The sequence below is a fragment of the Roseibium sp. genome, from assembly GCF_050301095.1.
Lineage (GTDB): Bacteria > Pseudomonadota > Alphaproteobacteria > Rhizobiales > Stappiaceae > Roseibium.
In genome coordinates, this window is record NZ_JBNKYW010000019.1 from 1 (window position 1) to 12,815 (window position 12,815).

General features: G+C 62.0%; 12 protein-coding genes. 3 read left to right on the forward strand and 9 right to left on the reverse strand.

Features of this window, described 5'->3' with window-relative positions; all coding sequences use genetic code 11:
• Positions 1 to 187: 187 nt before the first annotated feature.
• A complete protein-coding gene (locus ACQY7U_RS01145) occupies positions 188 to 592 on the reverse strand; it encodes a tautomerase family protein (RefSeq protein ID WP_428641125.1) in 405 nt (134 codons plus the stop codon).
• A 103-nt stretch (positions 593 to 695) separates the two neighbouring features.
• Between ACQY7U_RS01145 and ACQY7U_RS01150 the strand changes: the two genes are divergently transcribed.
• Positions 696 to 1,535: a LysR family transcriptional regulator gene (locus ACQY7U_RS01150; RefSeq protein ID WP_428641126.1), complete on the forward strand. Its 840-nt coding sequence runs from the start codon at positions 696 to 698 to the stop codon at positions 1,533 to 1,535.
• A gap of 213 nt (positions 1,536 to 1,748) precedes the next feature.
• On the opposite strand, the gene ACQY7U_RS01155 is transcribed toward ACQY7U_RS01150, so the two are convergent.
• Together ACQY7U_RS01155 and lepA are read right to left on the reverse strand one after the other, a co-directional pair.
• Entirely contained in the window at positions 1,749 to 2,333 is a 585-nt protein-coding gene (locus tag ACQY7U_RS01155) for a PhnA domain-containing protein (RefSeq protein WP_428641127.1), read from the reverse strand.
• Between the two features lie 239 nt (positions 2,334 to 2,572).
• Positions 2,573 to 4,378, reverse strand: a complete 1,806-nt coding sequence (gene lepA / locus ACQY7U_RS01160; protein WP_428641129.1) for a translation elongation factor 4 — start codon at positions 4,376 to 4,378, stop codon at positions 2,573 to 2,575.
• A 236-nt stretch (positions 4,379 to 4,614) separates the two neighbouring features.
• On the opposite strand from lepA, the gene ACQY7U_RS01165 reads away from it, so the two are divergent.
• Positions 4,615 to 5,130, forward strand: a complete 516-nt coding sequence (locus tag ACQY7U_RS01165; protein WP_428641131.1) for an N-acetyltransferase family protein — start codon at positions 4,615 to 4,617, stop codon at positions 5,128 to 5,130.
• A gap of 204 nt (positions 5,131 to 5,334) precedes the next feature.
• Here ACQY7U_RS01165 and mepA read toward each other — a convergent pair whose 3' ends face one another.
• The 3 genes from mepA to ACQY7U_RS01180 form a co-directional block, all read right to left on the reverse strand.
• Positions 5,335 to 6,471 (reverse strand): penicillin-insensitive murein endopeptidase, encoded by a 1,137-nt coding sequence (mepA, locus tag ACQY7U_RS01170; RefSeq protein WP_428641132.1) that lies wholly within the window; start codon positions 6,469 to 6,471, stop codon positions 5,335 to 5,337.
• 75 nt (positions 6,472 to 6,546) lie between these two features.
• Positions 6,547 to 7,632, reverse strand: a complete 1,086-nt coding sequence (locus ACQY7U_RS01175; RefSeq protein WP_428641134.1) for a patatin-like phospholipase family protein — start codon at positions 7,630 to 7,632, stop codon at positions 6,547 to 6,549.
• 241 nt (positions 7,633 to 7,873) lie between these two features.
• On the reverse strand, positions 7,874 to 8,638 hold the full coding sequence (locus ACQY7U_RS01180; protein WP_428641136.1) for an alpha/beta fold hydrolase: 765 nt from the start codon (positions 8,636 to 8,638) through the stop codon (positions 7,874 to 7,876).
• Positions 8,639 to 8,897: 259 nt separating this feature from the next.
• Here ACQY7U_RS01180 and ACQY7U_RS01185 point away from each other — a divergent pair, with 259 nt between their 5' ends.
• The gene (locus ACQY7U_RS01185) at positions 8,898 to 9,941 is read left to right on the forward strand and encodes a M42 family metallopeptidase (RefSeq protein WP_428641138.1); all 1,044 of its coding nucleotides are present in this window, start codon (positions 8,898 to 8,900) and stop codon (positions 9,939 to 9,941) included.
• A gap of 72 nt (positions 9,942 to 10,013) precedes the next feature.
• Here ACQY7U_RS01185 and ACQY7U_RS01190 read toward each other — a convergent pair whose 3' ends face one another.
• From ACQY7U_RS01190 to ACQY7U_RS01200, 3 genes are all read right to left on the reverse strand, one after another.
• Positions 10,014 to 10,634, reverse strand: coding sequence for a hypothetical protein (locus ACQY7U_RS01190; RefSeq protein ID WP_428641140.1), 621 nt, complete (start codon positions 10,632 to 10,634; stop codon positions 10,014 to 10,016).
• 246 nt (positions 10,635 to 10,880) lie between these two features.
• Entirely contained in the window at positions 10,881 to 11,546 is a 666-nt protein-coding gene (locus ACQY7U_RS01195; RefSeq protein WP_428641141.1) for an alpha/beta hydrolase, read from the reverse strand.
• On the reverse strand, positions 11,547 to 12,809 hold the full coding sequence (locus ACQY7U_RS01200) for a TCR/Tet family MFS transporter (protein WP_428641142.1): 1,263 nt from the start codon (positions 12,807 to 12,809) through the stop codon (positions 11,547 to 11,549). It lies immediately after the preceding gene.
• Positions 12,810 to 12,815 lie beyond the last annotated feature (6 nt).

Below are 12,815 nucleotides of genomic sequence, written 5' to 3' on the forward strand. Positions count from 1 at the left end.
CCGCGCAAACGTGGTCATCCCGGGCTTGACCCGGGATCCAACCCAGCTGGCCGCGCAAATGGAATTCAAGGCTTTTTCGGTGTGTTTCCGTTTGCGACGTGCTCACTTCCCGGCGCTCTGGAAATGAGTGGATCCCCGCCCGGAGGCGGGGATGACCTCGGTGGTGATTTGCCGACTCCGGCGAATCTCACACGGTCGCAGGCTGCCTGTCTGCATACTGCATCTGGCCGTTGCCCAGGGACCAGTTTTCCAGTTTCGTTTCGACCAGACCGATGAAGACATCCTCCGGCCGGACGCCAACTTCGCGCCCCAGCCCTTCGGCAATGCGTGCGAACAGCGCTCTCTTCTTCGCCTGGGTGCGCGTGTCGCTGACGGTCAGCTGAATTATGACGAGATCGTCGGAGCGGGCGACGTTCATGTAGTAACGGCCGAAGACAAAATCCTCCCGTTCCACCTCGGTGACGGTCATGAACTTGTCGTCCGCCGGCACGTCGAAAGTCTCGCGCAGGGCCTGGTAGATCTCGTCCAGGATCGCGGCTTTCTGTGCCGGTGTTTTTGAGCCTTTCATCAGGGAGACTTGTGTCAGCGGCATTTCTTCCTCCATTGCAAAGAGCGCTGAAGGAAGCGTAGGCGCTGCGTTAAAATAAGAAAAACAAATCTTTGATATTTCAAAAATATGATTTCATAATGATTGCATGAGCAATCTCGATCTGGATCTCCTGCGCGCCTTCGTGCATGTCGCCGACACCAGCAGCTTCACGCAGGCGGGGCACCTGACCGGTGCGAGCCAGTCGGCCGTCAGCCTGAAGATCAAGAAATTGGAAGAACGTCTCGGAGCCAGGCTGCTGAGCCGGTCGCCGCGGTCGGTCCGGCTGACGAGCCTGGGAGCCCGGTTCCTTGTGGATGCCCGCAGACTGATCGACCTTCACGATCAGGTGGCTTCCCGCGTGACGGGAACCGATGAACGCAAGCGCCTGCTGCTGGGGGTCAGCGACCATGCGGCCGGAAACAGTCTTCCGGCCATTATCGCCGAGCTGAACCGTGCGTTGCCGGACCATCGGCTTCACGTTTCCGCGGGCTCGTCAGAAGTCCTGTTCAAGGATTACAGGGCAGGCCTCTTTGGGGCCGTGGTGATCCGCTCCGAAGATGTCGACGTGACGGGGCAGACGGCTTTCGAGGACGACCTCGTCTGGACGGCGTCCAAGGGCTTTTCCTGGACAACGGACCGGCCGTTTCCCATGGTTGCCCTTTCCGATAGTTGCGCGGTCCGGCGGTTGTCGAAGGAAAAGCTGAAAGAAGCCGGGATCGTCTTTGAGGACGTGTTCACCGGGACGAGCGTCAGCGCGGTCCAGGCCGCCGTTTCCGCCGGCCTCGGCATTACCTGCCTCGGTCGCAACAACATGCCTGACGGCTGCCGGGACGTTGGCAGGCTCTACGGGTTGCCGGACCTGCCGAAGACCCGCATGGCGCTTTTTACCCGCGAAGCCGGGCCGGTCGCCTCGGCGATCCTCGGGGCGTTTCAGCGGAGTTGCTAAAGCAACGGGACTTTCTCGGAACTTATGAAATTCCTGGCATCAATATTCGCTCTCAACTTGTCATCCCGGCTGCAGCACAGCGGAAAGCCGGGATCAAGTCTCTCCCGATATCAAAGAACTCCGCAAGGTTCCGTGTTTGCAAGATGCCTGCCGGAGTTCATGCTCGCGAAAGCGGGTACAGGAATGAGAAGTGAAAGAACGAGCCGTTTCGCCTCAGGACTTCTTCACGAACTCGGTCAGAATGACGATCCGCTGGTCGTTCACGCGGCCTTCGATCTGTGCCGGATTGTCGGCGACGAGGCTGATGTTGCGGACGGCCGTGCCGCGTTTGGCGGTGAAATTGGCGCCCTTGACCTTGAGGTCCTTGATCAGGGTGACCGTGTCGCCGGCATTCAGGACAGCGCCATGGGTGTCCTTGTGGACGACTTCGCCGTCGTCATCGGAAGCGGCGCTCGTTAGTCCCGCCCTGGCCCAGGAAAGAACATCGTCTTCCAGGTAGAGCATGTCGAGAAGATCCCGCGCCCAGCCTTCCTCGGGCATCCCTGCCAGCAGGCGATAGGCGGTGACCTGAACGGGCGGAACCTGGCTCCAGGCAGATTCATTCAGGCAATGCCAGTGGTTGGTATCGGTTTCCGCCGCGCCGGTGATCTGACCGGAGCAGGTGGAACATGCAAGGATCGCGTTTGCGGCGGTGCCGTCCGCGTTCGGGCCAACCTCCAGTGGGGCAAGGGCTTCGGTCGCGCCGCAGAGTTCGCATTTGTTTTCCGCGCGCTCGCGGAGATCCTGTTCAAGGCTCATCGTGTCACCTATGTTTCCGCCGGATGCCGGATGCCGGATGCCGGATGCCGGATATCGAGGAGATATCGGCGGCCATTGTCTGTTCGCTCGATCCTGCGACTGATCCGTCGGGTTATCTGATCACGCGGAGCGTGACCGACTTTAGTCTGCTCGACGGTGCTTCGCACCTTACCCTCGCGGGCGTTCGAAGCTCGCAAAGGTCCAAGGGACCTTTGCGTCGGGCAGAGCCCGACCGCTTCTCACTCATCCATCTTAAGCGCTTGAATGAAGGCTTCCTGCGGGATTTCGACCTTGCCGAACTGGCGCATCTTCTTCTTGCCCGCCTTCTGCTTTTCCAGAAGCTTGCGCTTACGGGTGGCGTCGCCGCCGTAGCACTTGGCGGTCACGTCCTTGCGCAGCACAGAGATGGTTTCACGGGCGATCACCCGGCCGCCGATGGCCGCCTGGATCGGGATCTTGAACATGTGCCGCGGGATCAGCTCCTTCAGCTTCTCGCACATGGCGCGGCCGCGGCGTTCCGCCTGGCTGCGGTGCACGAGTACGGAGAGCGCGTCCACCGGTTCCTCGTTGACAAGGATCGACATGCGAACGAGGTCGCCGGCCCGGTAGTCGGAGATCTGGTAGTCGAAGGAGGCGTAGCCCTTGGAAATCGACTTCAGCCGGTCATAGAAGTCGAAGACCACTTCGTTGAGCGGCAGGTCGTAGGTGACCATGGCGCGCGAACCGACATAGGAGAGGTCCACCTGAATGCCGCGCCGTTCCTGGCAGAGCTTCAGGATGCCGCCGAGATATTCGTCCGGCGTCATGATGGTCGCGCGGATCCACGGCTCGCGGATTTCGGAGATCTTCACGATGTCCGGCATGTCCGCCGGGTTGTGCAGTTCCACATCCGAACCGTCGGTAAGGGTCATCTGATAGACCACCGAAGGCGCGGTCGCGATCAGGTCGAGATCGAACTCGCGGTAAAGCCGTTCCTGGATGATTTCCAGGTGGAGAAGGCCGAGGAAGCCACAGCGGAAGCCGAAGCCGAGCGCGGCGGAAGTTTCCATTTCATAGGAGAAGCTGGCGTCGTTGAGGCGCAGCTTGCCCATGGCAGCCCGGAGGTCCTCGAAATCGTTGGCATCCACGGGGAAGAGGCCGCAGAAAACCACCGGCTGGGCCGGCTTGAAACCGGGCAGCGCTTCCGCGCAGGGTTTCTTTTCCAGCGTGATGGTGTCACCGACGCGCGTGTCGGCGACTTCCTTGATCGAACCGGTAATGACGCCGATCTCGCCGGCGTGAAGTTCGTCGACCTGCAGGAACTTCGGCGTCATGACGCCGACCCGGTCGACATCATAGGCGGCGCCGGTGCCCATCATCTTGATCTTCTGGCCCTTCTTCAGGGAACCGTTGATGACGCGCACCAGAACCATGACGCCGAGATAGGTGTCGTACCAGCTGTCGACGAGCATCGCCTTCAGCGTGTCGTCCGGGTCGCCCTTCGGCGCGGGCAGCTTGTGGACGATGGCTTCCAGAACGTCGTCGACGCCAAGGCCGGTCTTGGCGGAGATCATGCAGGCGTCCGAGGCATCGATGCCGATCACATCCTCAATCTGTTCCTTGATCCGGTCGGGCTCGGCTGCCGGCAGGTCGATCTTGTTCAGGACCGTGACGATCTCGTGGTCGTTCTCGATCGCCTGATAGACGTTGGCGAGCGTCTGCGCCTCCACGCCCTGCGAAGCGTCGACCACCAGCAGCGAGCCCTCGCAGGCCGCCAGCGAGCGGGAGACTTCATAGGCAAAGTCGACGTGGCCCGGGGTGTCGATCAGGTTCAGCGTGTATTGCTGGCCGTCCTTGGCGTTGTAGATCAGCCGGACGGTCTGCGCCTTGATCGTGATGCCGCGCTCGCGCTCGATGTCCATGGAATCGAGGACCTGCTCGGTCATTTCGCGATCGGTCAGCGTGCCGGTCATCTGGATCAGGCGGTCGGCGAGCGTCGACTTGCCGTGATCGATGTGGGCCACGATGGAAAAGTTGCGGATGTTGGAAAGCGTCTTCGTCGTCATGGCCGCCCGTTTACCACCGCAATTCGGTTTCGCCTAGTGGATAGCTCGTTCCGTCGGCGGAAATCAGGTGGTTTTTTGAAGCCCATGGTGTGGTTTTCCGGTTCCCGGCCGGGAAGGCGGACGGATTCCGGCATATGACGTATTCCGAAGATGCTGCAAATCATGGAAAATCAGGGCACAAACTGATTTGAGGGCGGGGCGTGAAACCGTGTGTCCCGGCCGAGCAAGAGGCTTTTATGATTATTCGCAACGCCGAACCCAAGGATGTTCCCGCTATTCTTGCGCTTTATAATCATGCGGTGCGGCAAACGACCGCCGCCTGGACGACGCGCGAGGAAACGCTGGACGACAGGCTGACCTGGTTTGAAGGACGCAAGAAGCAGGGATTGCCGGTTCTGGTGGCGGCCAACGAGGCCGACGAAGTCATCGGCTTTGCCAGCTACGGTCCCTTCCGCCCGAGGGAGGGCTACCGGCTTACGGCGGAGCACTCCGTTTATGTCGTCCCTTCCTTTCAGCGGCGCGGCGTCGGCCGCGATCTCCTGACCCGCGTCATGGAGATCGCCGGCGAGAAAGGCATTCATGTGCTCATTGGCGTGGTCGACGGCGACAACGCCGCTTCCATCGCGCTGCATGAGAAACTCGGCTTCGAAGTGACGGGACGGGTGCCACAGGCGGGCACCAAATTCGGGCGCTGGCTGGATCTGGTGTTTCTGTCGAAGGTTTTGAACACGGCACCCGCTCCGGACAAGTGAGGGCAAGGTGAGTTGCGCGGTCAGAGTCTGTGCGGAACATGCCAGGAAACGACCGCATTCCTTCATCCTGAGGAGCTTGGCAATGTCATGCGTTCCGAAGAATGGGCCGCTTGGTCAGGAGTAGGCCGCCTATCCCTCGAGACGGACCTGACGGTCCTCCTCAGGATGAGGTGGGGCAAATGGGAGAACTCCACTGATCCGCCTTCAGTTCGCCGTCAGCACGTTCTGGCAGGCTTTCGGCAGGGCGGCGAGGGCCATAGGTTTCTTCCGGACGACCTTCGGTTTTTCACCCGGCTTCTTCGGTTTCTTCGGGACCCAGGGCTCGTCCGACAGCCAGTAGGTAAGCTGCTGGCCGCAGCCGTCCCCGGGCGGCGGCGGGTTCTGGTCCTGGCAACCGGCGCTGCCGGGCGGGCAGGAAAGCCGCACATGGAAATGGTAGTGGTGCCCCCACCACGGGCGGACCTTGCGCAGCCAGGCGCGGTCCCGGCCCTTTTCAAAATTGCACAAGGCCTTCTTGATCGTCGGGTTCACGAAGATCCGGGCGACGCGCCTGTCGGAGGCCGCCCTGCGAATCAGCCGGGCGCGGCTTTCCGTCCATTTCGCCGGGTCCACCCGGCGGTCGGCGCCCTTGACGTCGAGCGGGCCGATCAGCATCGAAACGGCGGAGATTTCCTCGCGCTCCTGCGGCGTCAGGCGGCGGTTCGGCATTTCCGTCAGCCAGATGTCCGCGTCGAGGCCGACCTGATGGCTGGCATGGCCGGAGGTCATCGGGCCGCCGCGCGGTTGGGCGAGGTCGCCGACCAGAAGGCCGTTCCAGCCGAGCTTCGGGGCATCGGTTGCAAGGTCCTCCAGAAAGTCGATCAGCTCCGGATGGCCCCAGTTGCGGTTGCGCGACAGGCGCATCACCTGCCAGGTCGGCCCGTCGGTCGGCAGAGCCGCGCCGCCTGCCAGACACCCCTTGGCATAGGAGCCGATGGCTCTGGACTTCAGCGGTGCCGGACCGTTGGCCGCACCGAAATAATCCTTTGCCGGAAGGCTTGGATAGATCACAAGATTCGGCTTGCTGGCGACATAACCTTCTGGCACCGCGCGTTTTTTGACCGGAACCGGAACGCCTGCGATCTTTTGCAGGCTCGGCCGGAATTCTCCCGTCGCCTGCAGTCCGTCCGCGGCGCCGGGTATGTCGGCCGGTTTCGCGGGCGGCACAGGCGTACGGGCGCCCGCGTCAGGGACCGTCAGGACGGCAAATAGCCCGCCCAGGGCTGCCAGGAATGCGATTTTCCAGCGTTTCGGCGTGGCTGGACTGTCAGCCCGTCCAGGAGTGGTTGCCCGTCTACGCATGGTTGCCTTGAACCTCGTGCGTCAGTGCTTCTCATGAAGGTCTGCCGGCCGAATGGGCGCGGCAGACTTTCCGCTTCAGGCAGCATGCACCAAATTCGGCTCCGGCGCATCCGATTCGCCGGATTCGACATGGACTTTCAACACTTCCGCTATCTCGTCGAGCAGCACGGTGTTGTCCCGGATGATCCTGTCGGCGGCGCCGTTGAGCGTGATGATGTTGCCCGGACGGGCATTGTCCATGTCTTCCGCATCCGCCGCGAGTTCGGCATCGAAGCGCAGATAGGTCACGTTGGGCAGATCGGTAAACAGGTGCCGGGCCTGGTAGGCAGCTGTCTGGGCCTGGCCGTCGGCCAGGATCGACAGAAGCGGCACGCCCCTGGACGGCTGCATCCAGCCGAGGGCGCCCCAACCGAGGGCGTCTTCGTAAGCAAAGGCGCGTTCGGGAGCTTTGCCGGTGCCGAGCGAGAGGATGGTGATGTCATCTTCATTCCAGCCGAGCTTGCGGGCTTCCAGATAGGCCGCGATTGCCGGGTCGTGCATGTAGACGCCGCCGTCCACCATTGCCTCGTCGCGCTTGCGGCTGAGGTTTTCCACCCGCGCCGGTTCGAAATAGGCCGGGGTCGCGGTCGCCGCCCGGACGGCCTGCCAGAAGTAATAGTCGTCGGGCCGGCTGCCGTTTTCTTCAAGTCCGTTGGTCATGAAGACGGCGCGGCGCCTCTCGATGTCGTATGCGGGCAGCACCAGCCGGGTCAGGCCGCTGGCCATGGAGGTCCAGCCGAAACGTTCCTTCAGAATTTTTTCCAGCGGGCGGACATCATAGGCCTCGTCAAGGAAGCCAAGTGGATTGGTTACGGTTCGCGCCAGCCGGTCGCCTATGGAGCGCTTGAAGATTTCCCGCGCTTCGCGTTCGAAGAAGACCTTGAGTTCGTCAATCGTGGCCGCGGCTTCTCCCGTCGCGCCGCCAGGGCGCGGTGCACTGAGGCCGGCGGCGATCAGGCCGCCGGTGGAAGTGCCGGCCATCAGGTCGAAGATCCGGTGCATCGGCGCGGTCACGCCCCGCTGCCCGAGACGGCAGGCAAGGCTTTCAAGAACGCGTAAGGGGATCAGGCCGCGGATACCGCCGCCGTCAATGGAAAGAATGAAACGCTTTTTTTGGGCCATTTTCTTGTTCCCGGAATGGTCGGTCAGGAAGGGGCACGCCTGTTCGCTGGGAGCTTCAGGCGTTTTTCTCATAGGCCCTAGAATGTTTGTCACCAAATGCGACACTGCAATGGCAAAGCGAGCCGCCGGCTGCTGATTTTTCCAAAATGACGAGCAATCGGTTAAGCGAATATCTTCAAATGTGCTCCGTCAGCCGGTTTCGAGGCCTCGCAAGCCTGCCTGCCGGGGCAGCTGGAGCGGCTTACTCGGCGTCAAGCCTTGTCAGAAATGCGGCGATTTTTTCGACAAGCAGATCCGGGCATTCCCTGTGCGGGGTATGGCCCGTGCCGGGCAGGAGCAGCGCCTGTCCACCCGTGCCCGAGGCAATCCGTTCGGGATGACGGGGCGAGCCGAATTCGTCTTCGCTGCCGTGGATCGCCAGCGTTGGCGCCCGCACGAGTACAAGCGCCTCATCAAGGGTCCAGCCGGAAAATTCGGGTGCCAGCCAGGTTTCCGTCCAGGCGTCCAGAACCCATCGGGCCCTGACGCCGTGATGCCTTTCCAGCCGCCCCAGGGCGCCGGGCTCAGCGAAGGCGGCTTTGGCCTCGCGGATCCCCGAGAGGGTGCGGTCCTCCACGAAGGCCTGCGCGGCGATCGTGATCAGCACTTCAATGCATTCGGGCCACCGGGCGGCCGTCTGGACCGCCATGCCGCCACCGACACTGTGGCCGCAGGCGATGAAACGGGAGACCTCCAACGCCTCGCAAAGGGCCGGAACGACGGTCCTGGCCTCTTCGGCAATGAAATCGGGCGCGAGGACATCGTGGCGTCGTTCGGAGCGGCCGAAACCGGGCCGGTCATAGGCGATCACGGTTCTGCCAGTCGCCTGGGCGAGATGGTTCGGGAAATCGCGCCAGAGCGCGACGCATCCAAGGGAATCGTGAAACAGGAGGATGGGTGTGCGTTCGCCGGCATCCATCGGAGTGAATGTGCGCGTGAAGATTTGCTGATCGTCGGCGCCAATCATCCGGTCTACGAACGAAACCGTTTTACTGCATATCTCCGTCAATTTTGCCCGCACCTTCTCATTGCGCCCGCCATTGCCGACCCCATCGACCTTAAGGCGTCGCACGACCGCAAGTCGTGGCGGCCGGAAACCCTGCCGTTATTGCAGGGACCGGCAGGAAGGTTCAATTGTCTTTTGCGGCTACGTGTCTTCGCTCTTTATCTGGCAGCGCAATTCAGAATAGGATCACCCCGATTTCAAACTCCCAACAGGATGTTCCATGAATATAGATCTCCTTCGCCGACTTTGCGAAACGCCGGGTGTGCCTGGGCACGAGCACCGGGTACGTGAATTGATCGAAGCCGAAATCAAGGACCTTTTCGACGAGGTTACGGTGGACCCGATGGGGTCACTGCTGTGCCGCCGGGCAAGCCGGAAGGCGCCGAAGTCGGGCGAGCCGAAAAAGATCATGCTGCTGTGTCATATGGACGAGATCGGCTTTCTGGTCTCCCATGTCACCGACAAGGGCTTTGTCCATGTCCAGCCGGTCGGCGGTTTCGATGCCCGAAACCTCTTCTCCCGCCGCGTGCTGGTCTCCACCGATGAGGGCGACTTCAAGGGCGTCATGAACCCGGGCGGCAAGCCCATTCACATTTCCTCGCCTGAAGAACGCAAGAAGGTTCCCGAACCGAAGGAATTTGTGGTCGACCTCGGCCTCGGCGAGAAGACCAGGGAAATCGTCAGGGTCGGCGATATGGTCACCATGGATGAACCGCTGATCGAGATCGGCGAAAAGGTGGTTTCCAAGGCGCTGGACAACCGCATTGCCTGCTGGCTCGGCATCGAAGCCATCAAGGGGCTCGGCAAGGCCAAGCACGAATGCGAAATTCATGTCGCCTTCACCTGCCAGGAAGAAGTCGGCCTGCGCGGTGCGCGCACGGCGGCCTTCGCGATCAAGCCGGACATCGGCTTCGGCGTCGACACCACGCTCGCCTGCGATACGCCGGGCGTTCCGGAACAGGACCGCACCACGGTTCAGGGCGATGGCTTCGGCCTGCATGTGAAGGATTCCAGCTTCATCGCCGACCGGGAACTGGTGAAGGAAATCGAGGCTTTGGCCGCCAAGGAAAAGATCCCCTACCAGCGCACCATGCTGGCAGCGGGCGGGCAGGACGGGGCGGCCGCCCAGCAGGCGGCAGCCGGAGCCAAGGCCGTCGGCATCGTGGTGGGCACCCGTTACATCCACACGGTCACCGAGATGATCCACAAGACCGACCTGCAGGCGGCTCTTGATATCCTGGTTGCCTACCTGAAGAAGGCTTGAAGCACACGGCGCATGACAAAGGGGGGAGCATTTGCTCCCCCCTTTCTTGTTGGCTGTACGTTGCCGAAAGTCCTAAGCCGTCAATCCGAACAGGTTCGAAACCTGGTCTCCGGTTCCGGCATAAAGCTGGCTGACGGAAGCGCTCAGGTAGCTGAAGGAACCGTTGTCGGTTTCGCCTTCGATCGTGGAGGCGCTGGCGGAGCTGACCGAAAGGCCGGTGTCGCTGTCGTAGGACACCCGGTCATAGGAGACGAACTGGGCGGAGATGGTCTCGCCGCCGATTTCCGCTTCGATCGTGGTCGTTGAAATCGTCGCGCTTTCATAGGAAATGGAGGCGAACGCTTCGCTGTCTTCCTCACCGAGAGCGGCTTTCAGCTGGCTTGCGGTTTTCTGGTAGTCCTCGACGGTCGCCAGGGCACCGCCGTCGTCATCGCCGTCGCCATCGTTGTCCGCCTTGCCGGCCTCGACGGCTTCCTGAAGGGCGGAAATGACCACCGCGTCTTCCTCTGCCTTCTTGCTGGCAGCCTCGAGAGCGCTTGTGGCTTCTTTCCTGTGATGACCGACCCGGCGGCCGATATCATGGCCGTAGGCATTGCCCTTCGGCTCGTTCTTCTGGGTTTCGGTGTCGCCACTCGAATAGGACGCCGAGAACAGGCTGGCGCTCTGGGTTGAAGTCTCGATTGAAATCTGCATTTTTGCTTGATCCTGGCAGTCCCGGACCTTCCTGGTCCCGCATCGTTCCGCTCAGTATTTAACAAATTGGTTTACAGGCCATTAACCACTGCCCTTGCGATTTGTGCGGAGCGGCTGTTTCCCGCCGGTTTCGGGACTTCTACGGAGGTCCGCCCGTTAACCTTTTGCCGCTTTGCGGGTGAGGGGAGTGGCCCAGTCGGACCCGCAAGCTGGTGGATGTCCGGGCATGGTGGCAGGCTAAGGCTTTCAGGAAAAAGCTTTTTCCAGAAACCGGCCACCGAGCACCATGCCCCGCTCGTCGATGGAATGACCGAGCCCGGAAAGTTGGTGCAGCGTGGTGTCGGCCCCGGCGTTTTCGAGTGCCTTGCAGGCAATCTCCGACTGGTAACACGGCACGACGTCGTCGTCCGTTCCGTGGACGATGAGGACCGGGCTCTGCGTATTGACGGTTCCCAGCCGGTCGCTGCCGGGCAGCAATCCGGAATAACCGATCAGCGCCGCGGGGGGCGACTTGCGGCGAAGTCCGCACTGGAACGCCATCATCGCCCCCTGGCTGAAGCCGACCAGCGCAAGCGCGCTTTCATCCAGCGCCAGTCTTTCCAGTTCCTGGTCCAGGAATCTGTCCAAAGCAGGCTGGGCTGCTTCAGCGCCGATGCGGAATTCGGCGGGCGTGCGTTCGCTCAGGGCGAACCATTGCCGTCCTCCCAGGGCTTCGAACGGCAGAAGTTCGGGAGCGTCCGGAGCGATAAATGCCGCCTCGGGAAGTTGACCCTGCCAGGCGCGGCCAAGGTCGATCAGGTCCGCGCCATCGGCGCCATAACCGTGGAGGATCACGACGAGTTGCCGCGCGGCGCGGCCGGAAGCCGGGGAAAGTCTTGGGCCGTCAAGTGCCGGGTGCGAGGAAGTGGACATCTATTCTGCCGGGTTCTCCGGGTTGGGGGCGGCGGTCGCGGGAACTGCATGCGGCAGGCGGATGAAGGGCAGCGCGATCAGGAGGGCGGCCAGGATCAGGAGACCCGCCAGGGCAAACGGTGCTCCGGGGAAGGAAACCGCCGCGCCAGGGCCTGAGAAGGCGGCAAAAACCTGGGTCATGACAAAGGGGCTGACGACCATGGAAAGACCGGCGGCGCTGGCAATGAGGCCCTGCAGTTCGCCCTGCGCATTGTCGGGCACGCGGTTGGACATCAGCCCGGTAAAGGCAGGCGTCGCCATCGCGCCGAAGGCCGCGAAGGTGATCATTGCATAGGCCATCCATCCGGCTGTGGCGACCGCGAGACCGGCGAAGGCGACGAGATTGGCGCCAAGACCGATCAGCAGTGTCTTGCCCGGGCCAAGTTTCGGTTCCAGCACCCGGATCAGATAACCCTGGACAAAGGCGAAGCCGACACCGACTGCGGCCAGCGACAGGCCGATGTCGCCCGGGCTCCAGGAGAAGACTTCCTCCGCGTAGAAGCTCCACACGGCCGGGTAGACATAATGTGCGATGTCGAACAGGAAAATCGCCAGCAGAAGCGTCCGGACTGCCGGATAGGCGGCAATCTGTTTCAGGGCACCGAAGGGATTGGCCCGTCTCCAGTCAAAGCTTCTCCGGTTCTCCGCCTTCAGGGTTTCCGGCAGCATGAAATAACCGAACAGGAAATTGATCAAGGAGAGGAACGCGGCGGCAAAAAACGGCGCGCGTGTGCCGAATTCACCCAGAAAGCCGCCGATCATCGGCCCAAGCACGAAGCCGACGCCGAAGCCTGCGCCGACGAGGCCGAAGTTCTTGGCGCGGTCTTCCCTGGACGATAGATCGGCAATATAGGCGGAGGCTGCGGAGAAAGTCGCCCCTGCCACACCGGACAGGGTCCTGCCGACAAACAGGATGGCAAGGTGCCAGGAGAACGCCATGACCAGATAATCCACCGCCATGGCGAACATGGAGATGAGCAGGACGGGCCGCCGCCCGAAACGGTCGGAGAGATTGCCGAGGGTGGGCCCGAAGGCGAATTGCATGAGGGCGTAAACCACGCTGAGGGCGCCGCCCCAGCGCGCGGCTTCGCTCACCGGCAGGGCGGTCAGCTCGGTCAGGAGTGACGGCATGACCGGCATCATCAAGCCTATGCCCATGGAATTGAGAATGAGCGTGACCAGGATGAACCCGAGCGCGCTGCGATTGGAGGCACCTGACCGCAAGTCTGT

Coding starts and splice junctions, on each gene's coding strand:
- ACQY7U_RS01145 (WP_428641125.1), bottom strand. CDS start 592: ATGCCGCTGACACAAGTCTCCCTGATGAAAGGCTCAAAAACACCGGCA.
- ACQY7U_RS01150 (WP_428641126.1), top strand. CDS start 696: ATGAGCAATCTCGATCTGGATCTCCTGCGCGCCTTCGTGCATGTCGCC.
- ACQY7U_RS01155 (WP_428641127.1), bottom strand. CDS start 2,333: ATGAGCCTTGAACAGGATCTCCGCGAGCGCGCGGAAAACAAATGCGAA.
- lepA (WP_428641129.1), bottom strand. CDS start 4,378: ATGACGACGAAGACGCTTTCCAACATCCGCAACTTTTCCATCGTGGCC.
- ACQY7U_RS01165 (WP_428641131.1), top strand. CDS start 4,615: ATGATTATTCGCAACGCCGAACCCAAGGATGTTCCCGCTATTCTTGCG.
- mepA (WP_428641132.1), bottom strand. CDS start 6,471: ATGCGTAGACGGGCAACCACTCCTGGACGGGCTGACAGTCCAGCCACG.
- ACQY7U_RS01175 (WP_428641134.1), bottom strand. CDS start 7,632: ATGGCCCAAAAAAAGCGTTTCATTCTTTCCATTGACGGCGGCGGTATC.
- ACQY7U_RS01180 (WP_428641136.1), bottom strand. CDS start 8,638: ATGATTGGCGCCGACGATCAGCAAATCTTCACGCGCACATTCACTCCG.
- ACQY7U_RS01185 (WP_428641138.1), top strand. CDS start 8,898: ATGAATATAGATCTCCTTCGCCGACTTTGCGAAACGCCGGGTGTGCCT.
- ACQY7U_RS01190 (WP_428641140.1), bottom strand. CDS start 10,634: ATGCAGATTTCAATCGAGACTTCAACCCAGAGCGCCAGCCTGTTCTCG.
- ACQY7U_RS01195 (WP_428641141.1), bottom strand. CDS start 11,546: ATGTCCACTTCCTCGCACCCGGCACTTGACGGCCCAAGACTTTCCCCG.